24 protein-coding genes are annotated in these 26,164 nt (G+C 47.5%); 5 read left to right on the forward strand and 19 right to left on the reverse strand.

Translation table 11 applies throughout. The features are described 5' to 3' along the window. Positions 1-87 precede the first annotated feature (87 nt). The 6 genes from AC2TDN_RS05030 to AC2TDN_RS05055 form a co-directional block, all read right to left on the reverse strand. Complete coding sequence (locus AC2TDN_RS05030) at positions 88-708, reverse strand: nucleotidyltransferase family protein (RefSeq protein ID WP_484687203.1); 621 nt, start codon at positions 706-708, stop codon at positions 88-90. Beyond that, positions 626-1,729, reverse strand: coding sequence for an XdhC family protein (locus AC2TDN_RS05035; protein ID WP_484687204.1), 1,104 nt, complete (start codon positions 1,727-1,729; stop codon positions 626-628). Before AC2TDN_RS05035 ends, AC2TDN_RS05030 begins: the two co-directional genes overlap by 83 nt. A gap of 69 nt (positions 1,730-1,798) precedes the next feature. Continuing rightward, positions 1,799-3,124, reverse strand: a complete 1,326-nt coding sequence (locus AC2TDN_RS05040; protein WP_484687205.1) for a 5'-deoxyadenosine deaminase — start codon at positions 3,122-3,124, stop codon at positions 1,799-1,801. 422 nt (positions 3,125-3,546) lie between these two features. Further along, positions 3,547-4,479 carry a serine hydrolase domain-containing protein gene (locus tag AC2TDN_RS05045; protein ID WP_484687206.1) on the reverse strand — a complete coding sequence of 311 codons (933 nt, stop codon included), beginning with the start codon at positions 4,477-4,479 and terminating at the stop codon, positions 3,547-3,549. Positions 4,480-4,496: 17 nt separating this feature from the next. After that, complete coding sequence (locus AC2TDN_RS05050; RefSeq protein WP_484687207.1) at positions 4,497-5,897, reverse strand: MDR family MFS transporter; 1,401 nt, start codon at positions 5,895-5,897, stop codon at positions 4,497-4,499. 103 nt (positions 5,898-6,000) lie between these two features. After that, positions 6,001-6,246: a hypothetical protein gene (locus tag AC2TDN_RS05055; RefSeq protein ID WP_482065403.1), complete on the reverse strand. Its 246-nt coding sequence runs from the start codon at positions 6,244-6,246 to the stop codon at positions 6,001-6,003. Positions 6,247-6,450: 204 nt separating this feature from the next. On the opposite strand from AC2TDN_RS05055, the gene AC2TDN_RS05060 reads away from it, so the two are divergent. Together AC2TDN_RS05060 and AC2TDN_RS05065 are read left to right on the forward strand one after the other, a co-directional pair. Then, positions 6,451-7,068 (forward strand): DedA family protein, encoded by a 618-nt coding sequence (locus AC2TDN_RS05060; protein WP_484687208.1) that lies wholly within the window; start codon positions 6,451-6,453, stop codon positions 7,066-7,068. A gap of 284 nt (positions 7,069-7,352) precedes the next feature. Further along, the gene (locus AC2TDN_RS05065) at positions 7,353-8,804 is read left to right on the forward strand and encodes a SulP family inorganic anion transporter (protein ID WP_484687209.1); all 1,452 of its coding nucleotides are present in this window, start codon (positions 7,353-7,355) and stop codon (positions 8,802-8,804) included. A gap of 66 nt (positions 8,805-8,870) precedes the next feature. Here AC2TDN_RS05065 and AC2TDN_RS05070 read toward each other — a convergent pair whose 3' ends face one another. Next, the gene (locus tag AC2TDN_RS05070) at positions 8,871-9,146 is read right to left on the reverse strand and encodes a hypothetical protein (RefSeq protein WP_482065406.1); all 276 of its coding nucleotides are present in this window, start codon (positions 9,144-9,146) and stop codon (positions 8,871-8,873) included. A 26-nt stretch (positions 9,147-9,172) separates the two neighbouring features. After that, the gene (locus tag AC2TDN_RS05075; RefSeq protein WP_482065407.1) at positions 9,173-9,613 is read right to left on the reverse strand and encodes a DUF6376 family protein; all 441 of its coding nucleotides are present in this window, start codon (positions 9,611-9,613) and stop codon (positions 9,173-9,175) included. A 122-nt stretch (positions 9,614-9,735) separates the two neighbouring features. On the opposite strand from AC2TDN_RS05075, the gene AC2TDN_RS05080 reads away from it, so the two are divergent. Beyond that, positions 9,736-11,148 carry a hypothetical protein gene (locus AC2TDN_RS05080; protein ID WP_482065408.1) on the forward strand — a complete coding sequence of 471 codons (1,413 nt, stop codon included), beginning with the start codon at positions 9,736-9,738 and terminating at the stop codon, positions 11,146-11,148. Here AC2TDN_RS05080 and AC2TDN_RS05085 read toward each other — a convergent pair. Continuing rightward, a complete protein-coding gene (locus tag AC2TDN_RS05085; protein ID WP_484687210.1) occupies positions 11,123-11,716 on the reverse strand; it encodes a hypothetical protein in 594 nt (197 codons plus the stop codon). The genes AC2TDN_RS05080 and AC2TDN_RS05085 overlap by 26 nt on opposite strands. A gap of 938 nt (positions 11,717-12,654) precedes the next feature. Next, the gene (locus AC2TDN_RS05090; protein ID WP_484687211.1) at positions 12,655-14,877 is read right to left on the reverse strand and encodes an MMPL family transporter; all 2,223 of its coding nucleotides are present in this window, start codon (positions 14,875-14,877) and stop codon (positions 12,655-12,657) included. Positions 14,878-15,011: 134 nt separating this feature from the next. Between AC2TDN_RS05090 and AC2TDN_RS05095 the strand changes: the two genes are divergently transcribed. Together AC2TDN_RS05095 and AC2TDN_RS05100 are read left to right on the forward strand one after the other, a co-directional pair. After that, entirely contained in the window at positions 15,012-15,638 is a 627-nt protein-coding gene (locus AC2TDN_RS05095) for a TetR/AcrR family transcriptional regulator (RefSeq protein ID WP_484687212.1), read from the forward strand. Between the two features lie 15 nt (positions 15,639-15,653). Further along, a complete protein-coding gene (locus tag AC2TDN_RS05100) occupies positions 15,654-15,947 on the forward strand; it encodes a DUF3817 domain-containing protein (protein WP_482065412.1) in 294 nt (97 codons plus the stop codon). 65 nt (positions 15,948-16,012) lie between these two features. Here the strand turns inward: AC2TDN_RS05100 and cysI are convergent, their stop codons facing one another. The 9 genes from cysI to AC2TDN_RS05145 all read right to left on the reverse strand — a co-directional run bounded on the left by cysI (position 16,013) and on the right by AC2TDN_RS05145 (position 26,102). After that, complete coding sequence (gene cysI, locus AC2TDN_RS05105; protein ID WP_482065413.1) at positions 16,013-17,734, reverse strand: assimilatory sulfite reductase (NADPH) hemoprotein subunit; 1,722 nt, start codon at positions 17,732-17,734, stop codon at positions 16,013-16,015. Between the two features lie 58 nt (positions 17,735-17,792). Next, positions 17,793-19,652 (reverse strand): assimilatory sulfite reductase (NADPH) flavoprotein subunit, encoded by a 1,860-nt coding sequence (locus AC2TDN_RS05110; RefSeq protein WP_484687377.1) that lies wholly within the window; start codon positions 19,650-19,652, stop codon positions 17,793-17,795. A 312-nt stretch (positions 19,653-19,964) separates the two neighbouring features. Beyond that, on the reverse strand, positions 19,965-20,753 hold the full coding sequence (locus AC2TDN_RS05115) for an undecaprenyl-diphosphate phosphatase (protein WP_484687213.1): 789 nt from the start codon (positions 20,751-20,753) through the stop codon (positions 19,965-19,967). A gap of 48 nt (positions 20,754-20,801) precedes the next feature. Next, complete coding sequence (locus AC2TDN_RS05120) at positions 20,802-22,115, reverse strand: hemolysin family protein (protein WP_482065415.1); 1,314 nt, start codon at positions 22,113-22,115, stop codon at positions 20,802-20,804. Positions 22,116-22,147: 32 nt separating this feature from the next. Then, a complete protein-coding gene (locus tag AC2TDN_RS05125; RefSeq protein WP_484687214.1) occupies positions 22,148-22,507 on the reverse strand; it encodes a Lin0512 family protein in 360 nt (119 codons plus the stop codon). A 47-nt stretch (positions 22,508-22,554) separates the two neighbouring features. Next, the gene (locus AC2TDN_RS05130; protein WP_482065416.1) at positions 22,555-23,703 is read right to left on the reverse strand and encodes a DUF3900 domain-containing protein; all 1,149 of its coding nucleotides are present in this window, start codon (positions 23,701-23,703) and stop codon (positions 22,555-22,557) included. Between the two features lie 345 nt (positions 23,704-24,048). Then, complete coding sequence (locus tag AC2TDN_RS05135; protein ID WP_484687215.1) at positions 24,049-24,201, reverse strand: DUF3221 domain-containing protein; 153 nt, start codon at positions 24,199-24,201, stop codon at positions 24,049-24,051. Next, complete coding sequence (locus tag AC2TDN_RS05140) at positions 24,149-25,258, reverse strand: nitric oxide synthase oxygenase (RefSeq protein WP_484687378.1); 1,110 nt, start codon at positions 25,256-25,258, stop codon at positions 24,149-24,151. Before AC2TDN_RS05140 ends, AC2TDN_RS05135 begins: the two co-directional genes overlap by 53 nt. Further along, positions 25,209-26,102, reverse strand: coding sequence for an EcsC family protein (locus AC2TDN_RS05145; protein WP_484687216.1), 894 nt, complete (start codon positions 26,100-26,102; stop codon positions 25,209-25,211). Before AC2TDN_RS05145 ends, AC2TDN_RS05140 begins: the two co-directional genes overlap by 50 nt. Positions 26,103-26,164: the final 62 nt, after the last annotated feature.

The raw sequence follows: 26,164 nt of genomic DNA on the forward strand, positions 1-26,164 counted from the left end.
TAAAAAGTGGGTTTAAGTTATGTCATATTCAGATAATTAATGAAAATATCCGGTTTTGTGTTATTTATTCTGACATAGACTTAATTGCTACTCCGTTAATGAGTCTATATAATGGTTTTTCGCCAATTCAAAACCCTCTGGCGTATCCACATCGAATAAAGCTGTCCGATTCACAGCCAATAATCCATACCCTTGAAAACGCGGAGAGCCAAACCACCTCCTCGCTCCAGCTTCCCCCACAAGCTGCAGCAAAGCTTCGAACATCGAAGACGATAATATAGCAGGAGGCATTAGAACAACCGCACCATCACTTGCGTCATGCACAGCTGTAGCTACGTAATCCAGCTCGGGCTGTTCAAGCCAATAATGAATAAGCTCATTAATCATGCCAGACGTAATAAAGGGCTGGTCCGCTAGAGCCACCACAACAGCATCTAATTCCGCATCAATGCCCATAAGGGTTCGAAGGCCATGGCGAATCGAATGCCCCATGCCTTGCGAAGCATCTATGCAGGCATCGATATGGATAGACTTAACTTTAGGCGGGGCAGCTCCACTTATTTCCCCTCCTTCTGCCGGCACCCACTCTAACGGATCCTCCGGATGCACAACGACCATCACACGCTTAAGAGAGCTTCCCATAAGAGCATGCAGCGCCATACTTGCGAGCGGCTTGCTTGCGGCCAGCTTGAGCGACTGTTTTCTCATTCCCATCCGCTTGCTCTGTCCTGCCGCTAAATAAAGAGCTGAAATAACCATTGCTCGCCTTCTCCCTTCTTGAACCCGCTTTATTTCCCGCACGAACAGCAATCAGCTCTGCCGCAACGCTGACCGCTATTTCAAGAGGTCCATCAGCGCCAATGGATAAACCGATAGGCGCCCTTACATTCGACGGCATAAGAAAGGTTTCAAATAACATCCGAATCCGTTTCTTCGAGCCTAGAATGCCGATGTACACAAGCTGGAGCGGCAGCGATAAGCGAATCATTTCCTTGTCCTGCTGCAAATGATGGCTGCATACGATCAAATAATCATCCGAGCGGAACCCGATCTGCTCAACGATTTGTTCAGGCGAACCAACGATGCATACCGCATCAGGAAACCGCTCCTTCGTGCACAATGACGGACGCCAATCCGCAGCCACGATCTGGAAGCCTATATTTTTGACGAGCGAATAAATCGCCTCCGTGTCCTTGCCTGCTCCGAATAAAACCAACCTCGGCCTAGGTCTAATCCAAATAGACAAATAATCAGCGTTTCCTTCCCCGGCATCTGAATCGCTCTTCTCCATTTCCACTGCCGCTTCGTCAATAAGGGAATAGCTTATTTGCTGCTCATTCCAGCTTCTAACGAGTTTTACAGACTTACCCGCATCGTTTTTTTCCTTCGCTTCCATTAGAAGCGATCGCAATCGTCCATTGACCGGCTCAAGCAGCAAGCGTACTTTCCCGCCGCAGCCAATGGCATCTCCCCAAATGATATCCTCATCCGAATTCAAATTATAATCGATTACTTCAAATTGACCTGATTGAACGATGGCAGCAGTCCGCTCGAACAGATCATGCTCTAGGCAGCCTGGACTCACGGTTCCGATATGTTCCCCGCTTTGCTTGAACAGCATGGCCGCTCCCGCTTTTCGGTAAGAATGGCCTTCCACGCAAACGATCGTCGCCAGCACACTCTGCTCATGGTCTGCCATCGCCGCCGTCAATATATCATGCATATCCATCCCTATCCCTCCCAAAACATAAGCCGTCGCAAGGACTGCATCTATTGCGTTTTGAACAAATGGCCTCGTCTACAGTCTTGCAATTAATTTGCGCAGAGAGCGGTCCGCTTCCTTTAATACAACCTTCTTGTCGACCGTTCTGACCAGCTTGCTATCCATGACGATTTGACCGTCGATAAGCACCGTATCCACATCGCCTCTTGTCGCCGCATAGACGACTCTCGAATACCAATCGGCGTCGAAGGATGGATAGACGTGAAAGTCTTCCAGATCAAGAAGCTGCAAATCCGCAAGCTTGCCGACCTCGATGCTGCCGATCTCCTTCTCTAAACCAAGCACCTTAGCGCCGCCCATTGTCGCCATTCGGAGCACCGTCTTTGCATTCATGATCGTCGGGCCATGCTTTACCTTTTGCATATAGGCGGTCAACCGCATTTCTTGGAACATATCCAAATTGTTATTGCACGGCGCACCGTCTGCGCCAATCCCGACGTCTATGCCTTGCTCAAGCAAGAGCGGAATTTCTGCAACACCCGACGCAAGCTTCATATTGGAGCCCGGGCAATGTGTCACTTTAACGCCTCGCTCACGTATGATCCGCATCTCCTCACCATCAAGCCAAATACTATGGGCCAAAATCAGATTCGGCTTCGCAAGACCAATATGATCCAAATAAACAACGTTTCTCATCCCGCGTTCCGCTTCGACCATGGCGATCTCGCCTAAATTTTCCGATGCATGCGTGTGCACCATGACGCCATACTTCGAGGATAGATCTCGCACGCCTACAAGCAGCTCCTCCGTACAGGAAACTACGAACCGCGGGCAAAAAGCATATTGAATCCGTCCATTTTCCGTACCATGCCATTTTTCCAATAAATCTACGCTATCCTGAAGCGACTTTTGCGTATTTTCCTGCAAAGCTATCGGCACTTCAGTACCATGGTCCATCATGACCTTTCCAGAGAGTGCGCGAATGCCGCTTTCCTTTATCGCTTGAAAGGCAGACTCCGTATAATGAACCGTCTCCATATCCAAAATCGTTGTCGTACCGCTTCGGATTAATTCCCCAATTCCAAGCATGGCAGAGTAATAAACGGAATCCTCGCTATGCGCAGCCTCGAGCGGCCAAATCTTTTCTTTGAGCCACTCGATAAGCGATAAATCATCGGCTCTTCCCCGGAAGAGCGTTTGACAAAGATGGATATGCGTTTGCACAAAACCGGGAAGCAGCACCTTGCCGTCAGCGTCGATAATCCGATCCGCCGCATTCGTTTCGAGCCGTTCTCCAATTTGCACAATCCGATTGCCTTCTATTAATACATCGCCTTTAAAAATGTGATCCTGCGCGTTCATTGTCATCACTACAGCGTTTTGAATAAGTATGGTTGTCATCGCGATCTCCCCCTTATGCATAAAAACCCAATTAATGTATTATTTAATTAGCTAAATATTCTGACTTTAAAGCCGATCCATTCTCCTGTTTACCACAGCTTGGGCTTCATTGCATTACTATCTTTATGCACCTTCTCCCCACTCCAATCGTTTCATGCATCTTATCTTCCATAGACAGCCCATCCTGCCAAACAGAAAGAAAATAAGCCCTTTCGCTTTCATTATGTAAGTTTATCTAACATCATAATGCAGAGTTTAACGTTAAGCAATACGTTTAGTGAAATATTTATATGCTTGATATTGATTTTCGATCCACATCTAACACGTATATTACGTTGAAAATAACAAAAAAAAGGCATCGATCTTAAGTCGATGCCTTCATAGATAAAGCTTTAATGCCATTCAAGCTTGCGATGACTTTTTCAAACGATACACGCTGGAATAAGATGCTCGAACAGCAGCTTCCTCGACCAAATGGCATCATTGCGCTTGGTCACTTGCTTCCGAATGACAATAACGAGCTCATGCCCCGGAACGATTAGCAAATATTGACCGCCATGGCCAAAAGCAAAGTAACAGTCGCAAAGACCATTGTTGCTTACGGGCGAATGCCACCAATGAAAGCCATAGCCCCCATAAATCGGCGGCTCATATTGCAGCAAGCCCCGATGATGCATCTTCGTCGAGTCCTCCACCCAAGCGGAGGATAACATCTGCTTGTTGTCGAATCGACCGTTTTGGGCAAACAGGCTTCCAATCCTGGCTAAATCCTTGCCATATAAATAGAGTCCTGTCCCGCCTTCGTTGATTCCTGCGCGCTCCATCCAGCGAGCGCTGTGGAAGCCAAGCGGAGCAAATAAATAGTCCTTAGCGAAAGATAGCGCCGGCATGCCGACCGCATTCGTCAATATGGCCGACAATAAATGCGAGCCTCCGGAGTTGTAGGCAAATGCCGTTCCAGGCTCGGAAATCAACGGCTGCTCAAAAACGAATTGGATCGGGTCCTGTGACGCCTTAAATACTTTGTAAGGCTTGTCAAAATCAGGCCAATCAAAGCCTGGCGTCATCGTTAGAAGATGCTTAATCGTTATTTGGCTAAGCGCCTCGCTTATTTCGGGAGGATGCTTCAAATAATCCGTGATCGGCTCGTCCACGTTTGTTAAGAAGCCCTTATCGATTGCAATGCCGATTAACGCAGATAAAATACTTTTGGTGCATGAATAGAGAGGTCCGATCGAATCCTTGCCGCTCTCATACCAATCGCCAAGGAGCTGCTGCCCTTTTAACACGATAACTGTTTTCATTTTCCATTCTGAAAGCAGCTTGCGGTATGCTTCCAAATCGTTCGGGTTCATAGGCGCAATCGACCTTTCTAAGAAGCATTTCTTTGCTGCTGATCAACCTGTTTGAGTTTAGGCAAGCCCAATGAGACAACGACAACAAATACCGACAATACGGCTACCCAAATAAAAATCATATGCAAGCTTCCTGCGAGTACCGCTGACTCGATTGAATCGGCTTGTCCGGTATGCAGCAGCAAACCAAAAACCGTAATGCCGATCGTTTGGCCGAGTGTTCGAATAAAGTTATTGCTGGCAACAGCCGAGCCGCGAAGCTCCCATCCAACGGACGAAGATACGGCAACCGTCAAGGAGGTCAAGGATAAACCAAAGGATAACCCTGCCATAAACGTATAAACGATAAATAAGGCAATGGATGTTGAAGCTGTCATGAATGCGAAGCCAATGCTGCTGGCCAGCAGGATGCAAGCGCCTGCAACGCCGATGTAACGCAATCCTTTTCTCGAAATCCAATTGCCAGCCAGTATAGAACCTAGCGGCCAAGCTATCGAGAGCGGAATCATGGCAAGCCCCGAATAAGTAGCCGGTTTGCCGTAAACGCCTTGTATCCATAATGGCAAATAAAAAATAACAACCACATTGATGACACATAGCAGAAAACTATCCAAATTCGCCATGCTGATCATCCGGTTCCGAAAGAGCTGGAAAGGAATGATCGGTTCAGGCGAACGGATTTCAATCCGAGCAAACACGATGAAAAATAGGATGGCGAGCATCAGGAGCAGGCCAATTGTCCAAATAGAGCTTCCCTTACCGCCATCGCGAAGAAGCGTCATCGCATAGAGCAAGCTGAACATTGCAATAGCAAACGTAATAATGCCGGGATAGTCTATATGCTTTTTCTTTTTCTCCAATGTCTCTTGCAGCGAAGTTGACAACAGATAAATGGCTACGATACCAAACGGAAGATTCATGTAAAATATGGCGCGCCAGGATATGTAATCGACCAAAAGTCCGCCTAACAACGGCCCTGAGATGCCCGCGATTCCCCAAATGCTAGACATCCAGCCTTGCACTTTAGCGCGTTTCTCGAATGGATACAAATCTCCGATAATCGTATAAGGAATCGTTGTGAGCGCTCCTGCTCCGAGACCCTGCAGCGCTCGGAACCAAATGAGCTGATTCATCGTTTGCGCCACGCCGGAAAGCATCGAGCCAGCCAAGAAAATCAAAGCACCGATAATGAACATTTTCTTGCGCCCGTATAGATCGGATAGCTTGCCGTAAATGGGGGTCGTAATGACCGTCGCTAACAAATAGATGGAAATAATCCAGCTGTACTGCTGAATGCCCTGTAGCTCTCCGGTTATGCTCGGCATAGCCGTACTTACGATCGTTCCCTCGATTGCAGCAAGGAAAGTGGCTACAAAGAGGGCAATCGTTACTTTTTTGCGAGTCTGATTAGCGTTCATTGTTCATCCTTTCCATCAATCTTTGTACGAAAAATAAAAAATGAAGATGATCCTTTCTATTATGATCGCTGTAAGCTTGAAATATCAACGATTATATTCAAAGTTATGACGTTTGCTGAAGCTTTACTCGTGTAAATTGCAAGCATCCTCGTTTGCACAGCCGCAAAATATAGGATGGCCTTTCTGTTTCTTGCAGCAGCCAAAATTCGTTATCGCCAAATAGCTGGCACAGCATCTGCTCAGCCATTTTGCATGCTGCTTGTTCATCTAAGATCAGCGTGACGCATACCGTATAACATAATGATTCATAACCTCTTAATATTTCAACCTTTTTGTGGAAATCAAGCATAATACTAGTCGCCCCTTCATACGCATTAAACCTCTTCCCCTATTGTATCCGCTAGTTGTAAACAAGTAGTTACAGAATGGTAAAACTTGAACCCTTCTCGCTTGTCATACGTAAGAAAGATATCCTTTCGGATTTGTTTGTGATAACATATATGATGTGATTTAATCTATAATCCTATTTGTTGGAAAGTAAGGATGTTGCTGAATGTATGATGTGTTGTTAAATATAATCGATCAGGTTGGCTATTTCGCCCTCTTTCTCGTTTTATGCCTAGGCTTGATAGGTCTGCCTATTCCAAATGAAGCAGTCGTAATGACTGGCGGCGCATTAGCTGCATCCGGCATGTTATTGCCTGTACCTGCATTTATTATGACCTTCCTTGGCATCTGCTCCGCGATGACATTTGGATACAGCATCGGAAGATTTGCGGGAAGCAAGTTGTCCGATTGGTTTAAAAGGAAGAAAAACATAGGAAGGTTCGTCGCCAAATCCGAGCAGCTGAGTGAACGATACGGCGGTTATGCAATCAGCCTTAGCCTTTGCCTTCCTTTCTTGAGACATGTCACGCCTTATGTGATGGGCATGAACCTTATGCCTTACAAACGTTTTGCCCTATTCGCTTATCCATCTGCATTTATCTGGACGCTTATCTACTTTATAATCGGTTCATTCGTTGGCGATCAGGTACAAGATCTTTCCGATCATATTTATAAATATGGGATGTGGATCATTTACGGACTCGCCGCAGCTGTGCTCGGCTTTGCAGCTTATAAATATATAAAAAGCAGAAACGAGAAGAAGCAGATTGAAAGGCCGATGTAACGCTGCACCAAACCAAGAACCATCGCGAAATGCGGTGGTTCTTTTCATTTGCAGCAACCTTTTATCCATAATGAAGCTATTGGCTGATAAATGTCGGAATGCTGCGATGTAAGCGCTTAATTGAGCTTAATGATTTAAATGTCTAGCATTCATTTGTTGTATAATAACGCTCAGTGTGCATCGGCCCCGACCTTCCTGAGAGTGGAAAGTCAACGATAGAAATATCATTCGCTTTTAATTGCTGCAATTTTCACAAAACATATCTTGAAGGAGGCTTATTTGCTTTGCTCGAACAACTTAAAAAATCATGGTTTTCCAATGTGCGCGGCGATGTATTAGCGGGGATTACGGTTGCTCTCGCCCTCATTCCGGAATCGATTTCGTTCTCGCTGATGGTCGGAGTGGGACCTATGGTCGGGCTTTACGCTTCCTTCTGTATCGCTGTCATTATCTCGATTGTCGGCGGCAGGCCCGGCATGATCTCGGCCGCAACAGGCGCGATGGCGTTGCTGATGGTTTCTCTCGTCAAAGACCATGGCATCGAATATTTATTCGCTGCTACGATTTTGGCTGGCGTACTGCAATATATAATGGGTGCTCTGAAGCTGGGACAGCTCATATCGTTCGTGCCGCAATCCGTCATGCTCGGCTTTGTTAATGCGCTTGGCATTCTCATCTTCACTACTCAGCTCGTTCATTTCGTAGGTGCAAGCTGGATCATGTATGCGCTCGTCGCATTGACATTAGTTATTATATACACGCTCCCTAAGTTTACTAAGATCATTCCATCACCGCTTGCTGCGATCATTATCGTATCGATTATTGCAGTAGCGATTGGAGCCGATCTTAAAACCGTTGGCGATAGAGGCTTAATCGAAAGCACACTGCCTTTGTTTCACATTCCGGAAGTGTTATTCTCGTTTAAAACGTTGTGGATCATTTTGCCATACTCCTTCTCCCTTTCGATTGTCGGCATATTGGAGTCGCTGTTAACGGCTTCCGTTCTCGATGAAATGACGGACACAACCAGCAATAAGAATAAAGAAGTCCGAGGTCAAGGCATCGCAAACATTGCAACAGGCTTCTTCGGCGGCATGGCTGGCTGTGCTCTGATTGGACAATCCGTTATCAACGTCAAATCCGGCGGCCGTTCAAGGCTATCTACATTAGTCGCGGGCTCCTTCCTGCTCTTTCTAATTATGGCGTTAAGCGACGTCGTCAATAAAATACCGATGGCAGCTTTGGTAGGCGTCATGATTATGGTCTCCATCAGCACCTTCGATTGGAAATCGGTGTTTCAAATTCATAAGGTGCCGCGCTCGGATGCGCTGATTATGATCGCAACTGTCGTGATCGTTCTAATCACGCATGATTTATCCAAAGGTGTTTTTGCCGGCGTCGTTCTCAGTGCCTTCGTATTCGTCGGGAAAATGGCCAAAATTCGCGTCTCTTCCGCAGCAGACAAATCGAATACGCGAACGTATCGCATATCCGGGCAGTTGTTTTTCGGGACGACGAGCCGTTTCGTTTCTTTGTTCGACTATCAACAGGATCCTAGCAAGGTTACTCTTGACTTTAGCGGCTCGCATGTTTGGGATCAGTCCGCTGTGACAGCTATCGCGAAAGTAAAAAGCAAATACGAGCAGTTGAATAAGCAAGTAACGTTCATCGGCCTTAATGAAGAAAGCAAGCTCATTATCCGCAATCTAGGCTTGACCTCTTCAAGCGGTCATTAATACAATAAAGCTCATGCCAGTTCACCTCGCGGGTGATCCAGCATGAGCTTTGTTTGTGTATGCATGTTATTCAGCTTTGTCTAGCTTCTCTTTCGCTGTGTCGACAAGGAAATCAAACAGCTCGTCATCCTCTTCAAGCAGATCCTCTAGTGCAAGCAACTGTTCTTCCTTGCCTGATTCATGCAAGAAAAACAATCCGTAGCCCCATTCTTTGCCTCTCTTGCTGTGCAAAGCGATTTCATATTCGTTCACATGGCCTTCTACTCCAAAATGAACCTTGCCCACATAGCCGTCTTCCTTCGAATACGTCATGGATGCCTCTAATACATTGATGTTGATCACTGCTATTCTTCCTTCCTATATGTTCGTTACGGCGCGAGCTGATTGATTTGGCTTAACAGCTCGTTAATTTTGTTAATCGTATCCGGAATACCCGTTGATTCAAACACGGCTCGTCCTTGCTCTATATTCGTGAGAGCCTGATCAAGTCCCTGCTGAAGCGTCGTATTGTATTCGGCAATCGACTGGTGAAGATCCTTTGCGTAGTCCGGTACCTGGAGCCCGCCATAGTTGACGACCTGCTCCTTGAGAGCGAGCAGTCGCTCCTTCAAATCGGTTCTTGCATCCAGGTCTGTCACTGCTTGCTCCGCAAGTGTATTCATATCTTGTCCGAAGTCCGTTAACGATTGCAAGTAATCCGTCGTCTCTGTTGCAAAATTTACCGTTTGACCTACTTCCTCCATAATACCACAGCCGGCTGTAAGAAGCATTATTGAGAGCATCAATATGGTTACGCTGCGTTTAATCATCCGAACCCTCCTCCATATATTGCGGCGCCGCCGAGGGCGAACGCCTATTCCTTCTCATGCATACATTACAGTACGAAATCAGCTCCTGCTGGTTTCGTGTATGTCACAAGGAGATGATCGGGATGGAAATTCAATTATCGGCGCTTCACTGGGTTTATTTAGGATTTATAATCGCCATTATTGGATTTATGCTGATGCGGCGCGATACTACGCTTATTTGTATTGCGGGAATTTTAGGAATCGGCATACTTGCAACCACTTCGGCAAGCGGCTCTGTAAGCGGTATTTTTAACAGCTTTATTTTTGCCATAAAAGAATTGCTCGGAACGATCTTAATCATATCCATCATCGTCGCCATGAGCCGCGTGCTCATTCGAACCGGCATAAACGAAATTATGATCTCACCCTTTACCCGTTTCCTTAGGACACCAACGCTTGCTTTCTGGGGAATTGGGCTCATCATGATGGTGACATCGTTCTTTTTCTGGCCTTCTCCAGCGGTTGCCCTCATTGGGGCTGTGCTGCTGCCTGTTGCACTAAGAGTCGGCTTGCCGGCACTCGGAGCAGCGGTAGCGATGAACCTGTTCGGGCACGGCATAGCGCTATCAGGCGATTATATTATCCAAGGGGCGCCAAAGCTTACAGCGGATGCCGCAGGAATTCCTGTCAGCGCCGTCATGCAGGCCAGCATTCCTCTCGTTATTGTCATGGGTGCCGTTACGACGATAGCTGCTTTCTGGATGATGCGGAGGGATCAGAAATTAGGAACATGGCGTGATGGTCTCATTGCAACGACAAGTGACAAACCGCTTGCCAATGACTATAGCGATGAAGCCGACCGCAATGCATTGTCTTTGGGAACCAAACGCGTGCTTGCAGCCGTTATACCTGTTCTGTTCGCGCTTGATGTGGTTGCCATGTTCATGCTTAATCTGCAAGGCGGGGATGCCACCGCTCTGATCGGCGGAACCGCAATCCTCATTATGCTGCTCATTACGATGATGACGCATCGGGGCAAAGGCTTCGAGAAGACAACCAGTTATTTAATCGAGGGCTTCTTATTCGGCTTTAAAGTGTTTGGTCCCGTCATTCCGATTGCGGCATTTTTCTATTTGGGCGACTCCGGATTTCTGGCTTTGTTCGGAGAGAAGCTGCCGGAAGCGTCACATGGCATCGTCAATGATCTAGGCGTCGCTCTTGCTCATGTCGTTCCCGTAAACGGTTTCGTCGGCTCCATCACCTTAACGGTCGTTGGCGCTGTCACCGGCCTTGACGGCTCCGGCTTCTCCGGTATTTCGCTGGCAGGCTCAATCGCTCAGCTCTTCGGGCATGCGATCGGATCGGGTCTAGCCACTTTAACGGCGCTTGGTCAGGTTGCCGCAATATGGGTTGGCGGAGGTACCATTATTCCTTGGGCACTTATTCCGGCAGCGGCTATTTGCGGAGTAGATCCCTTCGAGCTCGCGCGTCGCAATTTGAAGCCTGTCCTTATTGGACTTACGGTGACGACTATCGTCGCGATGTTCTTGATTTAGACTGTTTTTGCTTTCGATAAACAATCATTCCCGTCATAACAGCAACTAACGCTCCAATCGCTAAATAAATAGTCCGCGGAAATGAATCATCCGTCTGCTGAATGTCTAAGCTAGGCTGCGGCGGCAGTGAACCGCTGCCTAGCCATGCGATATGCTCATTCGCTTTGCTGTGCAGCATCGTGCCGCTGCAAAGACTTACCTCCATCGATTTGCCTGTTGCGGCGGCGTAAACCAAATATCGCTCACCCACCTGAAATTCAAACCCGCAGCTGTCGCTGCTTTCCGCAGTTAGCACCTCAATAGACGGTGTAACATGTCCCTTCCATACCTCGTTTACTTGAAAGGTTGCTTTCACGACCTTCGCTGGCGAGCGAAACAAAGCTAATGACGATGATTTTACAGAGGTTGCCGTGCCTTCAAATACAGCATCGCTCCTGCTTGTAATCTCTTGAATCGATTTTGATTTTACACAAGTGCATGCCGATGCCTCCCTTGGAAAGACGAGCAAGCTAGAAGCAAACAAAGCTGCAGCCAGCCATAATCCAATCCAACGTTTTTTTCTTTCCATAAATAGTCCCCTGACCTTTATTAATAATAGGCATAAATAGCCTATTAGCCTAGACGTGGATAATTGGGAAAATGTTGCATTGATGGGAAGTTGAAAAAAAGGATTTCCCAAAAGCTATGGGGCCTCCCCGTTAGTTCGTCGTGAGCGGCTGGACGAACGGTGGCTTTAAGAACGTATGTGTTCTTACAGCAGTTGAGTAGCGTGTTTTTGTCAGCTTTAAGCACCTATGTGTGCTTAAAGAGCTAATTCGGCGTGAGCGGCTGGACGAACGATGGCTTTAAGAACATATGTGTTCTTACAGCAGTTGAGTAGCGTGTTTTTGTCAGCTTTAAGAACATATGTGTTCTTAAAGAGTGATTTCGGCGTATGCGGCTGGTCAGACGGTGGCTTTAAGCACGTATGTGTTCTTACAGCATTTGAGTAGCGTGTTTTTGTCAGCTTTAAGCACCTATGTGTGCTTAAAGAGCTAATACGGCGTGAGCGGCTGGTCGGACGGTGGCTTTAAGCACGTATGTGTTCTTACAGCAGTTGAGTAGCGTGTTTTTGTCAGCTTTAAGCACCTATGTGTGCTTAAAGAAATAATACGGCGTGAGCGGCTGGACGAACGATGGCTTTAAGAACATATGTTTCCTTACAGCAGTTGAGTAGCGTGTTTTTGTCAGCTTTAAGCACCTATGTGTGCTTAAAGAGTGATTTCGGCGTATGCGGCTGGTCGAACGGTGGCTTTAAGCACGTATGTGTTCTTACAGCAGTTGAGTAGCGTGTTTTTGTGAGGGGCTGTCCCAAAAGCCAATTCATGATTTTTATGCTCCACTTCATATTGAATGAATAAAAAAGGACCTCGTCCCCACCTAGCAGTGGGTTAAGAGGTCCTTTCGCTTCATAATTGGGATGCTCCCATTCCGTGCGAACATTTTTGGGACAGTCCCTTCCATTTGTTACCCTTTTAAGCTTTGCTTCGTCTCTTCGACAAGCTCGACTTTTGCCGGCCAGAATGCTTTCTTGCCCAGCAAGGCTGTGATCGCCGGGACTAGGAACGGTCGAACGATAAACGTATCCATCAATACACCAATTGCTGTAATTAAACCGAATTGGACAAGCACTTGAATCGGCAGCGAGGCAAGCACCGCGAACGTAGCTGCTAGAATAAGACCAGCCGACGTAATGACGCCTCCCGTTTCGCTGACGCCCTCTTTGATCGCCTGGTTTAAGGGCATTTTTTTGCGCTTCTTCCAAATGCTTGAGATCATGAAGATATTGTAGTCTTCACCGAGCGCGATTAGGAACACAAATGCGTATAGAGGAATCGCCCCTTGAATCGCGTCAATACCCATGAAGTAATGCAGAATAATCCAGCCTATGCCTAGCGCTGCTCCAAAGGAAAGCAATACTGTACCAATTAAGTATAGAGTGGCAGTAATGGATCTCAAATAAACAAGCAGCAATATCATAATTAACAAGGTAACGAGCGGAATGACTACGCGGTTATCACGATCTGTGAGCACCTTGGAATCATATTGTGTAGCTGTTTGTCCGCCGACCCATACCTTCTGATCAGCATCCGCCAAATTCGCCCCGGCAAGAGCCGCTTCTGCTGCCTGATGAATTAGCGGGATCGTGTCCATCGCTGCAGACGAGTAAGGGTTCGTGTTCAGAATAACCTTATAGGAAAGTAAGTTTGGATCATCGACGCTTGGCTGCGGTTCCTGTACATGATCAACGAGCGGAACGGCTGCCAGCTTGCCTGCCAAGTCAGCATCTGTTCCTTCCGTTTGTACGACAACCGTGATCGGCGCCAAATCTCCAGGCGTGAATGATTCTGAGATCAATTCAAATCCTTCTCTGGAAGGCATATCTTTCGGGAAAGAAGAAAGCAAATCATAAGTAAATTTAATTTGACTGGAGAAGCTGGCCAAGATGCCTAATACAACAACCGATGAGATAACGACCATCCATGGTTTTGCGATAACGAGATTTCCAATTTTCGAGCCAAGCTTCTTCTCTGGATTTGGCTTGCGATATGGCTTTCCTTTTTTCACTGCACGTGCTTGCTCCATAAATTCAGTGCGTGGAATAAACGGGAAGAAGGAAGCTCTGCCTATAATCGAGAGTAATGCCGGAACTAGTGTAAGACTGGCAATGCCCATAATAAGGATGGATAAGCTAAATGGAACGGCAAAGCGATCGTATGCGCCATATTTAGCAGCAAGCAAAGCCAGCAAGGAAAGGACAACGGTAAAACCGCTCATGGCAATTGCGCCCGATGCGTCTCTGAAAGAGCGTTTTAATGCGGCCATCTTGTCGCTCTCGCGCGTTAGTTCATGGCGGAAATGCGAGATAAAGAACAAGCAATAGTCCGTGCCTGCCCCAAACAAAAGGACGGTCATAATCGAAATTGCCTGTGCATCAACTGTAATCCACCCTTCGCCTGCCATCCAGCCAAGCAATGGGCTCGTTACTGCATACGCGAAGCCTACGCCGATGAGCGGGATAACAGCAAGTATGGGAGAACGGTAAATGAGCAGTAGAAGAACTAACACGATCAGCACCGTTGCGATAAGCAGCGATACGTCCGCTCCTTTGAACAGATCGGTCGCATCTACCGATATGCCTGCCGGTCCGCTGACACGAACACTAAGTTCTTCCTTATCGTCAACCGCAATGGCAAAAGGATCTTTCCCTGAAGCATCATTAATGATCCCTTTTATCGCTTCGATATTCTCCTTCAATACCTCGGTTTCGGTCTGTTCTCCGAATGCAATCGGCTGAACGAGTGTCGTTCCGTCCTCCGAAGCAAATTTTTGCAAGGCAGGCATCGGCATTTGATGGAGCGGCACGACCTCTCCCTGCTCCTTCAACGGATTTTCAATAAGAGCCTGCGTCGTTTGCTGAATAAGTACAAAATCCTCATCAGACAAGCCGCCTTCACGGTGCCAGACGACGAGAGCCGGAATGCCGGAGGAGCTAGGAAATTTGTCTTTAATAAGCTGATCAGCCACAACCGACGGACTGTCTGACTCCAGGTTAGGTGCATTGCTTTCTTCTTTTTCCCCGACTGCAGGAAGAAATAGGCTGAGCAGCACAGCAATGACAATCCATGTTACTAACGTAATCCACCTTGTACGCGGTCCTGCGATGATCCCAGCTAATTTTTCGATCATTTGTCAAATCCTCCATTTCACTTATTCACTCATATCGTTTAAAATGAAAGCATACTACGAATTAATTATATATACCCGAAGGTTAATTAATCAATCTCTATTTTTTACAATTTGATGAATGGAGGGCAAGGCGTTTGGGCGACGAACAAATAAAACGCAAACCAGGCCGGCCCAAAGGGACAGGCTCAATTCAGACGATGCAGCAAATTTTACGAACAGCAGCCTATCTTTTTATGGAACATGGATTTGAAAAGGTGTCGCTGGATGGCGTTGCTCAAGCCTGCGGCGTTACAAAGGCCAGCGTCTATTATTATTTTGACAACAAAAGCATTCTATTCACCGAATGCCTTCAATTTGTGCTGAAAATGGCATATGATCAAACCGCAAAGCTCGTCCATGGGCCTGGCTCCCTTAAGGAAAGATTGCTAAACGTTGCACAAAAGCATATGAACAATGCTCATGTTGAGTTCGAAACGATGATGCGCGAGGCATCAAGCGGCTTGAGCGAGGAGCAAGTGACGAGTATTCGCGCGAGCGAGAATGCTATTCATGAGCTTGTCGCAAGCGTATTCCAGAAAGCGATGGACGAGGGCGAAATTATGCGCGGCGATTCTTTATTGCTGGCACATGTCTTTACGGCAATGCTCACCGTCCGAAATCGCAAGGAAATTATAAATGAGGAAAAAACAGTGGAACAAGCGTCGACCGAAATCGTAGAACTATTGTGGACTGGCTTGATACCGCGTTCGAAATCAATTTAACCTGGAGGTCATGTAATGCTTAAAACTGTAATTGGCCGACTCCGTGTCGTCGGTTTGTTTGAAGGGATATCCTTTCTTGTGCTGCTGCTTATCGCGATGCCGCTCAAATATTGGGCTGATATCCCGGAGGCTGTCGCTGTCGCAGGAAGTCTGCACGGGCTATTATTTGTTCTTTATATGCTTGCTCTTCTTCATGTCTGGATTGCGTGCCGCTGGTCTATCTTTAAGGTTGCGGCAGCCTTTATCGCTGCATTCCTCCCCTTGGGCACGTTTGTACTCGACAAGAAGCTGCTTCGCGATCAAGCTTAATGCCTCATACACACAAGAAGACCAGAGCATAAACGCTCTGGTCTTCTTCATTTCGTTCAACGAAATTAGTTATGAAACTCCTGTCCATCATGAACAGCTTTGACATATCCAGCCCGGATTACAAAATCTCCGAAATGCTCACCCGTCTCGCGTTCTTTCGCATACTGATGAATAATCGGCTTAAGCGTATCGAGAATTTCCGTTTCGTCGATATTTTCCTTGTACAGCTTATTCAGTCTTTCTCCGGCAAAGCCGGCTCCCATATACATATTATATTTGCCGACTGCTTTACCGATAAAAGAGATTTCACCTAATGCCGGTCTTGCGCAGCCGTTCGGGCATCCCGTCATCCGGATGTTAATCTCCTTGTCGCGTAGGCCAGCCTCATTAATAATCGGCTCCAGCTTGTCAATCAAAGTCGGCAGATAACGTTCAGCCTCAGCCATTGCAAGTCCGCAGGTCGGCAAGGAGACACAAGACAATGAGCTTCTGCGAAGAGCCGAATGCTGAGCGCCATCGGTAAGACCATATTGCTCGACCAATTCTGTAATTTTGCGCTTCTTCTGGCTGCTGACATTTCCGATTATTAAATTCTGATTCGGCGTAATTCGGAAGTCGCCGCTATGAACTTTAGCGATTTCGCGAAGAGCTGTCATCAGTAGGAAGCCATCCTTATCCTCAATCCGTCCGCTTTGGATGTACAATGTCAAATTCCATTTGCCATTGCTGCCCTTCAGCCAACCATAGCGGTCGCCGTTGTTATCGAATTGATACGGACGCACAGTCTCAAGCTGCCAGCCGAGTCTGTTTTGAAGCTCGGTTTTGAACCAATCAATGCCATGACGGTCGATCGTATACTTAAACCGTGCGTTTTTGCGAATGGAACGATTTCCGTAATCCCGTTGAATCGTAACCGTCTTCTCAGCCAGATCAACGATGCGCTCCGGCGGGCAGAAGCCGATAACTTTGCCTAGCTGCGGATACGTAGTCGAATCGCCATGAGACATCCCCATACCTCCGCCAACGGAGATATTGAAGCCCTTCAGCTTGCCGTCTTCTACGACAGCAATGTATCCGATATCCTGCGAGAACACGTCCACATCGTTATGCGGCGGAATCGCAAATCCGATTTTGAATTTACGCGGCAAATATACCGGTCCATAAATAGGCTCTACTTCGCCTTCTTGTTGACCGTCAACCACCTTCTCGCCATCCAGCCATATTTCATGATAAGCGCGTGTACGCGGTGCGAGGTGATCATTCACCTGCCGCGCCCAGTGGCTCACTTCGCCATGAAGATCGGATTGGAATGGATTCGGGCTGCACATGACGTTACGGTTGACGTCACCGCAGGCTGCTAATGTAGTCATCAGCTCGCTGTTGATTTTTTGAAGCGTTGGCTTCAGGTTCCATTTTAAAATACCGTGCATTTGAAAGGTTTGACGAGTTGTCAGACGCAGTGTCTCATTGCCGTATTTATGCGCCAGACTGTCCATCGCCAACCATTGCTCGGAAGTGGCTACACCGCTTGGCAGCACCACGCGAATCATGAATTGAAAAGCGGGCTCCAGCTTCTGTTTTTCACGTTCGTTGCGAAGATCCCTGTCATCCTGCATGTAGCTCCCGTGAAATTTCAACAACCGATTGTCGTCCTCAGGCAAACCGCCTGTAATCGGATTTCTTAACGTGTCGACAAGCGCTCCGCGCAGGTAATTACTTTCGATCTTAATATGCTCAACCTCGCTTGGCGGCCCGCCGATAGGCTTAACCAACTGCTCTTTCGCCATTGCTGCTAATCTCCTCTCGCAATCATTCACATACTCTTGATGATTTAAAAACGATCTATTAATACACGTCGCGCTGGTAGCGCTGCTGCTGCTGCAAATCGTCCAAATAAGCCGCTGCTTCCTCTGCGCTCTTGCCGCCTTCTTGTTGAATAACTGAAATTAGCGCAGCATGGACATCATGTGCCATATGCTTCTCGTCGCCGCAAATATAAACATATGCGCCTTCCTGCAGCCACTGGAACAGCTCACGGCTCTTCTCCAGAATACGATGCTGTACATATACCTTCTCTTCCGTATCGCGGGAGAACGCAACATCCAGCTTCGTCAGCACGCCATCCTTAAGCATTCTCTGCCAATCGGTCTGGTACAAGAAATCCGTAACAAAATGGCGATCGCCGTAGAACAGCCATGATTTCCCTTCTGCTCCCAGCTCCTCGCGCTCTTCAAGAAATGCGCGGAATGGCGCAACTCCCGTACCCGGACCAACCATAATGATCGGTGTTTCCGGATCAGTTGGCAGCTTGAAGTTTGGATTTTGCTGAATATAGATCGGCAAAGTGTCGCCTGCTTCAACTCTCTCCGCACAATGCACCGAGCATACACCGTAACGATCGCGGCCATGCGCTTCATAGCGAACCGCACGAACCGTAAGATGCACTTCATCCTCGTTCGCTTTGAAGCTGCTTGCGATGGAATACAGGCGTGCTGGCAGCTTCCGCAAAATAGCGACAAAGCTACTTGGCGATAACTGCCAAGGCTTAAAGTCCTGAACCAGATCAAGCAGATCGCGTCCATTGATATAGCTCTTAAGCGCTTGCTCTTGTCCTGGCGCCAGCAGCTCTTGAAGAGCTGTATTCGACGTAAGCTGCGCTGCTTGCGTTAGCAACGGTTTCGTTAATGCCGTAATTTCATAATGCTTTAGAAGTGCCTCGCGCAGCGATGCTTGCTCGCCATTCTTATTAATGGGAACGGATTCAGTCGGTGCAAAGCCCAATTCATGAATGATCGCATCTACTAGAGCAGGATGATTCTCCGGGTATATGCCTAGGCTATCGCCTGGCTCATACTGCAAGCCGGAGCCTTCAAGGGATAGCTCCAAATGACGGGTTTCCCGATCCGAGCCGCGTCCGTTCAAGTTAATGTTTGCAAGTACTTCGGCTTTAAACGGATTCGTCCGCGAATATGCCGATGGCTCCGATGCTGTGCTGCTGTTTGTTTCTTTAACTGTGTCGCCGGGGCCCGATGCTGCGTTCAAGCCTTCATTTAAAGAGCTAATAACTTGCCCGATCCAGCCTGCAACCGGCTCATCGTAATCCAGATCACAATCGACACGCGGAACTAGTCGCTTGCCGCCAAGCTCCTCCAGTCGCTGATCGAAATCCTTGCCAGTTTGACAGAAAAACTCGTAGGAAGTATCTCCAAGTGACAGCACGGAGAAGCGCAGATTCTCAAGCTGAGGCGCTCTCTTGCTATAAACGAATTCATGGAAAGCCCGCGCATTATCCGGCGGCTCGCCTTCGCCATGCGTACTGACGACCAAAAACAGGTTTTCAACTTTTTTCAAACCATTTGTTTTAAATTTGTTCATCGCAGCTAGCGTCACTTGAAACCCTTGCTCTTCGAGCTTGCGTGACAAGCTGGTTGCGATTCTTTGGCAATTGCCGGTCTGTGAGCCAAATAGCACCGTTACCTCGCGAGAAACGGGTGCTTGACTCGCTATAGAGATGACCTCCGCTGCGCTTGTTGCTGCCGCAACTGCTTGAAGCTCAGTGGCTGCTGTCGCTCCGACTGCTGTCTGGCGAGCGAACAAATAGCCTGTAAGCCATATTTGCTGTGATTCGGTTAAGGATGGCAGAAGGCGATTAAGAAGCTCGACTTGATCTTGACTAAAAGGACTGTTCGTTACCTGAAGTTGCAACAATATCCACCTCTCATAAACATAAAATCATCTTCTATTTTTTAAAGTCAGATAAAAAAAGTATTACAATATTACTTAACCTAACATAATCAGACAAAACCTTCAACGATGTTTTCAGGCGCTTGAATGCCCATATTTAGGCAATTTGACCTTATTTCCGGCTAAAATAAAGAAATCAGGGCTAATTGCCCTGATTTTCGTTCGTTTATTAGAAAAAATGATCGTTTGGATATAAAAAAGTGATAGTTGAATAATTAATTGCTCCGTAAAAATGAGTGCTAATTGAAAATCGTTCTCGTTATTTCGCTTTATTTATAAAATAATAAAATAAAAAAGTGCTGCTAGCGCAAAGCGATAATAAGCGAACCAAGAAAGCCTGATTTTTTTCATCATATTTATGAAAGTGACGACAGCTATCATCCCCACAATGAAAGCGGCAATGAGACCGATCAAGAACAGCGGCAAATCCGCCATCGTTAGAAACTCGCGGCTCTTAAGAAGGTCGATACCGCTTGCTCCCGCCATGATCGGCACAGAGACGATAAACGTAAATTCCGCAGCAGCCTTCTGGCTGGTACCGAACAGCATGCCGCCTGATATCGTAGAGCCTGATCGCGAGAAGCCCGGCCAAAGGGCTAGCACCTGGAAGCATCCGATGGCGAAGGCTTGCTTATATGTAATATCGTCGAGCTCCTCGGCGCTAGGCTTCCTCCTCACCCGATCGGCGATAATCATCAGTATTCCGCCGGCGACGAGTCCGATCAGAACCTTTTGCGCTACAAACAGTTCTCCTTTAATAAAGGAATGCAGCAGAACAGCACAGATTCCTGCAGGTGCCATCGCAATAATAACGTGCAAAGCATTTAGCCCTGATTTTTTGCCGATATTGAAATTGAGCAGGCTTGCAAATCGCTTTCGATATAGGACAAGCACAGCCAGCACCGCCCCGAATTGAATGACCACCTCGAACGTTTTCGCGCGATCACCCGTAAAATTCAGCAGCTCCGCCGTCAAAATCAAGTGGCCGGTTGACGATACGGGCAAAAACTCCGTCAACCCTTCCACGATGCCCATAATAATGGCATTAATTAAATCGCCCAACGCCCGATTCCCCCTCAAAAGAATGATTCATACTCGCTTTATACAAGCTTATGCATGTCCGTATGCGTCCATCTCATTTTCAATCAAATCGGTTTGAATTTCTATTTTGCGGATTCGGTTATCGTCTCTCTCGCGGATGATGAATGTCATATTGCCGTACGTCCACGGCTCTCCAACCGGCAGCTCCGGCTTCTTATTAAACAGCCAGCCCCCGATCGAATCCACCTCTTCGCTCTCAAGATCCGTTCCTGCAGCCTCGTTCAAGTCGCTAATCAACGCTTTTCCGTTAACCATATAACGCTGCTGCTCAATGATTTCAATCTCCTTCACTTCATCCTCATCGAATTCATCACGAATTTCCCCAACAATCTCTTCAATGATGTCCTCGATCGTAATTAAACCGGCCGTACCGCCGTACTCATCCAGCAAAATAGCAATATGAACGCGTTCCTGCTGCATTTTGCGAAGCAAGTTGTTGATCGGCATGACCTCGGGAACGGACATAACGGTTTGCAGCAGACTTGCTACGTCGACGGTCCTGTCCGTATCATAGCGCAGAAAAAACTGCTTTGTGTTAAGCACGCCAATGATGTTATCCTTGCTGCCCTTGGCAACAGGAAACCTTGTATATTGCTCCTTCTTGATCGTAGCCAAATTGTCTTCGGCAGATTGATCTACATATAAGCATATCATATCCGTCCGCGGCACCATGATCTCGCGGGAAAGCCTATCATCGAAGGCAAATATCCGGTTCACGTACCCGAATTCACTTTTGTTGATTTTCCCGCTTTCGTAGCTTTCCGACAAAATGATGCGAATCTCTTCCTCAGAATGGGCCTCATGCTCGCTCGCGGGCTTTAATCCAAGGAGCCGCACCAAGCCGTTCGCTGAGCCGTTAAGCAGCCATATGAACGGAAACATCACCTTGTAGAAGACAATGATGATCGGAGCTGTCCATTGACTGACCTCCTCAGATTTAATGATTGCCAGCGTCTTCGGAGCAAGCTCGCCAAGCACAACATGCAAGTACGTCACAATAATGAACGAGATGACAAACGACAGTACGGAGCTTAACTCTCCTTCAATTTGAAGTCGATCAAACAACGGATGCAAAATTTGCTCGATCGTCGGTTCGCCCAACCATCCGAGGCCCAGCGCTGTTATCGTAATGCCAAGCTGGCAAGCGGATAAATAACCGTCGAGTTTGTTTGTTACCTGCTCTACCGCTCTAGCATTCTTCATACCTTCGGTTACCATCTGATTGACACGGCTTGATCGCATTCGAATAATGGCGAACTCCGTCGCAACGAAGAAAGCAGTAAGTACAAGCAATAACGCGAATATTACAAGTTTTAAAATCATAGTTTTCTCCCTCTTTTCGAATGGAGATGCGATTAGTAGCCGACCTCAACCGATGCATTAACGATATAGATCAAATCGTTCTTATCATCTTTGTCAGGAATGACTACACCGCTGGTTGTCAGCATGCCGCCGTCCATCAGCTCAACAGTCACATGACCATAAGGCAGCACGGCTTTTACCTGTTCGATATCAAGAAGCTCATGATCGCATGGAAGCGCTAGCCTGACCCGCACCTTCATGTTATCGAGCGAGCCGCCAGGCAGAACAGACCGCAGTCCGGGCATCGAATTGTGGTGAATCGCGTTTTGAACCGCACGCACCGATGCCTTCGTAATATTTTGACCGTGAAGATCGCATCCCATGCCTATTTCTATAAAAAATAAGTTGTCCACTTAAATATCCTCTCCCTTATTTATGCATTTGATACATGCTGGATCTATTACCATGGCACCTCATCGTTTGGTCCAGCGCCTTCGCCTGCGGGTGTGTAGCTATAGCCGGAATCAGCGTCCTCCGGAGGCTTCCTGCTTCCAATCCGCGGCATGACATCGACCAAATCAAGCGGCTGTACGAGCTCGACTGGCGACATTCCTTTCTCGAATTGGAAGGCGTCGCCTTCGATCACGACCACATAACGGCCATTATGCTTCGCAAAATGAATGGCATCGCCAAAATCGGCAAGCAGCCCCTTCACCGTTACGCTATCGAGCTTGAACGAGAACGGCAGATCCGGCTTTTGCTCGACTAGAGCCGCAGCAGCAACCTCTACTTGCTCCGGCGTCCACCACTCCTGCAGGTCGCGCTTCTCGCTTGCCGCCCACACCTCAACCGCATTTTCTTCCTCACGGCGCTCGGAGCTCTCATCCTCCTGCCATTTGTCGGCAATGTATTGATGGACCATTTCGACAACCTGCTCACCCATGACCTCTGGCAAAGGCTTCTCATAGGACACATATTTCAAGAAGTCCTCAAAATACCGCGCATGCGACGCCTGATGAATCTTCAGCTCCCAATGCTCGAGCATTCCTTCCTCCGGCATATGCGGATACTGGATGGACTTGATGCTGCGCGCGCTTATCGCCATTTCCACCTGCGAGATCAAGTTTTTCTCATCGGAAATTCTAGCGATTTTCGGCTCGAAATCACATTTGAGCAAAAACAGGAACGGCTCGTCAAAATACGTATTCAGCTTGGACAAGGCAATGATAAAGGCTCCGCCCCTCACCGCGCTTGTATCCATATAAATCCGAACAAGCTCGTCCGCGATGCCGATAAAACGCTCCTTCGAGTCAGCGTCGCGGAGCCTCTGGAACAGGTTGTAGTTCTGGTTGCTGCCAAGCTCATAGCCCGGCTCCACCATAAAACGTCCGATTTTGGTAGGGGCGCCTGCGGAGTTCGGGTTGCGCTCCACCTTTCTTTTGACGATACGCTTAAACTCATCATCCAAAAACTTCTGAATCTCGCTATCCTCGTACGTATCCTCATCTAGTGTCTGATAGTGCTTGAATCGCTTGCCAGATGAGGCTGCGCTCTCCTCTCCATCGGTATGAATCACGAAAAAGGATAAATATTGCATGTTAAAATCCACGTTGATAATTCCTCCAAGCGGGCTAATGTCATCTCCTTAGAATAGCATATCTCTCCTCTTCATGACATCAGACGGGAGAACCTCGCAAGCATCTTCCATCATTCCAAAGTACGGTTAGAGGGCAATGGCAGCATAATTCATTGGGCCTATGAATGAGGCTTTAGCTAGCATGAAATGCAATAAGAGATACAACTAATTTCAACCATTCTTCCGATTTTAAATCAGAAGCAAGAATAGCCATGATTAAGATAATGCTTTCAATCAATGACAAAATGAACATTTATAAAAAAAATCGGCAGTCAAGGACTTGTTGAAAAGTCGCTGGACTACCGTCGTTTTATTGCACTATTCTTTCATGATCTCGATCTTCTTTGCAGCAGCTTGTGCAGGAAATGATTCATCAATCCCGCCTTCGACCCCATATCGTACTTTTGTAAAAAAAGGCTTAATACGGTGCAGCCTGATAACGGTAAACTGGCGTCCGCTCCGTATCGTCAAAGCTGCGATGCCAGATGTCTGTCGTTGCGGGCGACATTGGCGGGATGAGCCATGACCAGCGTCCGGTCACTGCTCTGCCTTGATCCTGCTCCTGCTTCTCGAAGCGAAGGAACTGCTCGGCAGCCGTATGATGATCAACGATGCTGATGCTATGCTTTTTGAACGAATGAAGGACGGCAGCATTCAGCTCCACTAACGCACGATCCTTCCAGAGCGAAGTATTCGTCGTTGTGTCGAGCTGGAACAGCTTGGCGACATTAGGCAGCTGATTATAGCGGTCGGTATCCGATAGGTTTCTTGCGCCGATTTCCGTTCCCATATACCAGCCGTTAAACGGAGCTGCGGCATAAGTAATGCCGCCGATCTCAAGCTCCATATCCGAAATAAAAGGTACGGCGTACCATTGCAGCTTCAATTGCTGAAATTCGATAATCTCAGGATGCGTTAAGGGCACCTCCAGCACCGTTTCATTAGGCAATGGATACCACTGTGGCGCTTTCCCTTCCATCTGAATGACGAGCGGCAGCACGTCAAATCTTGTGCCTTCGCCATTCCAGCCAAGCTTCTGGCAAGCTTCGGTAAAGGCAAGCGATGCCGAGTCGCCTACGATTTCGTCTTCCTTACGGTAACCCGCATAGCGAACAAGCTGATGATTCCATATTCGCAAGCGGTTAAGCGAATGGTTCGCGGGAAAAATCGTAATCGCCGGACGAATTCGTCCATTATTGGTTGCATAGCTCATATGCTTGAAAATGCGATTTGACGCATCGATCTCATCCACCACATCGCGAGCATCGAATACTTCAAGCGTTTGCCAAAATAAACGGCCGATACAGCGGTTATTGTTCCGCCAAGCCATTTTCGCGCCATGCTTCAGCTCCTCATAGGTATGGGAGTAGACACCTATCTGCTCAATCTGCTCCAAAACCTGCTCGATTCGGCGCTTCGCTTCCTCTTCGCTTTTTCCTAGCTCATAGTAAGCTTCGCCCAAAAAAGCAGTTGCTTGCTCAGCTATCTTCTTTGCCGTTGTCGTTGTCGTTGTCGTTGTCGTTGACATCATCACTCGCCTCGTTCTCCGCTAGCTTTAACATTATTCTGCGCTTTCTATATAGCATCGTTGCCGCTTCCGACACATCTTTCAGCATGCCTCGATTAATAAAAGCTCCAAACAGCATTCCTGCTATCGGGATCATTTGAAACAGCTTCTTCCAGCCAAAATTATCGCGGTAAACCGTGACGACCTCCCGCCAGCCCTGCAACTGCGACATCATTTGATTGCTGCGGCTCGCTTTGTCATAAGCGCTCAGCTCTTCCAAAATCGCTTTTTTGCCGACAATATCAGAAGAAGCGAATTGCATAACCTTAACGGTGAAGATTCGCTCCTCCTTGAGCTTGGGATCGAAGCCATAGCAGATCGCAATCTCTTGTATAATCTTTAAAGATAGACCTAGAACAGCCGGAATATCAACCGCCAGCGTAAAAATACCGCCAATGCCTGTCGTCGCGCCCTGGAGCGTTGCAATCGTCGAGCGGCTTGAGGCTAATTGCTCAGCGCTTTTATTCATGACCGATAGCGGCATCGCTGCAACGTCTTCAATCGCAAGCTGTTCCTCTTCCCCATTGGAAATGGCGGCAGCCTGGTCCGCGTTGCGCTGCATGCGTCCGATGACCGAGCGTTCAGAAATGAGATATTTCCCCCCGGTTTGAATGTAGCTCCCAATCTCGTCAACCGCTTGTCCAATCTTCTCTTGAATAAACTTTGGCGTTACTTTATCGAGCAGCATAAACGGCAATCGTCCCAGCTTCTCCCAAAACCATATATCCTTCTGGCTGCTCTCCCACACCGCAATCTCGCGCAATGCTGATTGCAATTCCTCTTCCGTCTCGTTAGAAGACCGCATCTAAATCACTCTCCTTCTCCGCATGTAATACGCTGACATTCCGCAATCGGATTCGTTCGTTC

The sequence above is a fragment of the Paenibacillus sp. Y660 genome, assembly GCF_057221575.1.

Bases quoted from the DNA above. Each gene is read 5' to 3' on its own strand.
- AC2TDN_RS05030 (WP_484687203.1), bottom strand. From the start codon at position 708: ATGAGAAAACAGTCGCTCAAGCTGGCCGCAAGCAAGCCGCTCGCAAGT.
- AC2TDN_RS05040 (WP_484687205.1), bottom strand. From the start codon at position 3,124: ATGACAACCATACTTATTCAAAACGCTGTAGTGATGACAATGAACGCG.
- cysI (WP_482065413.1), bottom strand. From the start codon at position 17,734: ATGGCGAAAGAGCAGTTGGTTAAGCCTATCGGCGGGCCGCCAAGCGAG.
- AC2TDN_RS05075 (WP_482065407.1), bottom strand. From the start codon at position 9,613: ATGATTAAACGCAGCGTAACCATATTGATGCTCTCAATAATGCTTCTT.
- AC2TDN_RS05060 (WP_484687208.1), top strand. From the start codon at position 6,451: ATGTATGATGTGTTGTTAAATATAATCGATCAGGTTGGCTATTTCGCC.
- AC2TDN_RS05055 (WP_482065403.1), bottom strand. From the start codon at position 6,246: ATGCTTGATTTCCACAAAAAGGTTGAAATATTAAGAGGTTATGAATCA.
- AC2TDN_RS05090 (WP_484687211.1), bottom strand. From the start codon at position 14,877: ATGATCGAAAAATTAGCTGGGATCATCGCAGGACCGCGTACAAGGTGG.
- AC2TDN_RS05140 (WP_484687378.1), bottom strand. From the start codon at position 25,258: ATGTCAACGACAACGACAACGACAACGACAACGGCAAAGAAGATAGCT.
- AC2TDN_RS05120 (WP_482065415.1), bottom strand. From the start codon at position 22,115: ATGATTTTAAAACTTGTAATATTCGCGTTATTGCTTGTACTTACTGCT.
- AC2TDN_RS05145 (WP_484687216.1), bottom strand. From the start codon at position 26,102: ATGCGGTCTTCTAACGAGACGGAAGAGGAATTGCAATCAGCATTGCGC.
- AC2TDN_RS05050 (WP_484687207.1), bottom strand. From the start codon at position 5,897: ATGAACGCTAATCAGACTCGCAAAAAAGTAACGATTGCCCTCTTTGTA.
- AC2TDN_RS05035 (WP_484687204.1), bottom strand. From the start codon at position 1,729: ATGGATATGCATGATATATTGACGGCGGCGATGGCAGACCATGAGCAG.
- AC2TDN_RS05045 (WP_484687206.1), bottom strand. From the start codon at position 4,479: ATGAACCCGAACGATTTGGAAGCATACCGCAAGCTGCTTTCAGAATGG.
- AC2TDN_RS05100 (WP_482065412.1), top strand. From the start codon at position 15,654: ATGCTTAAAACTGTAATTGGCCGACTCCGTGTCGTCGGTTTGTTTGAA.
- AC2TDN_RS05085 (WP_484687210.1), bottom strand. From the start codon at position 11,716: ATGGAAAGAAAAAAACGTTGGATTGGATTATGGCTGGCTGCAGCTTTG.
- AC2TDN_RS05080 (WP_482065408.1), top strand. From the start codon at position 9,736: ATGGAAATTCAATTATCGGCGCTTCACTGGGTTTATTTAGGATTTATA.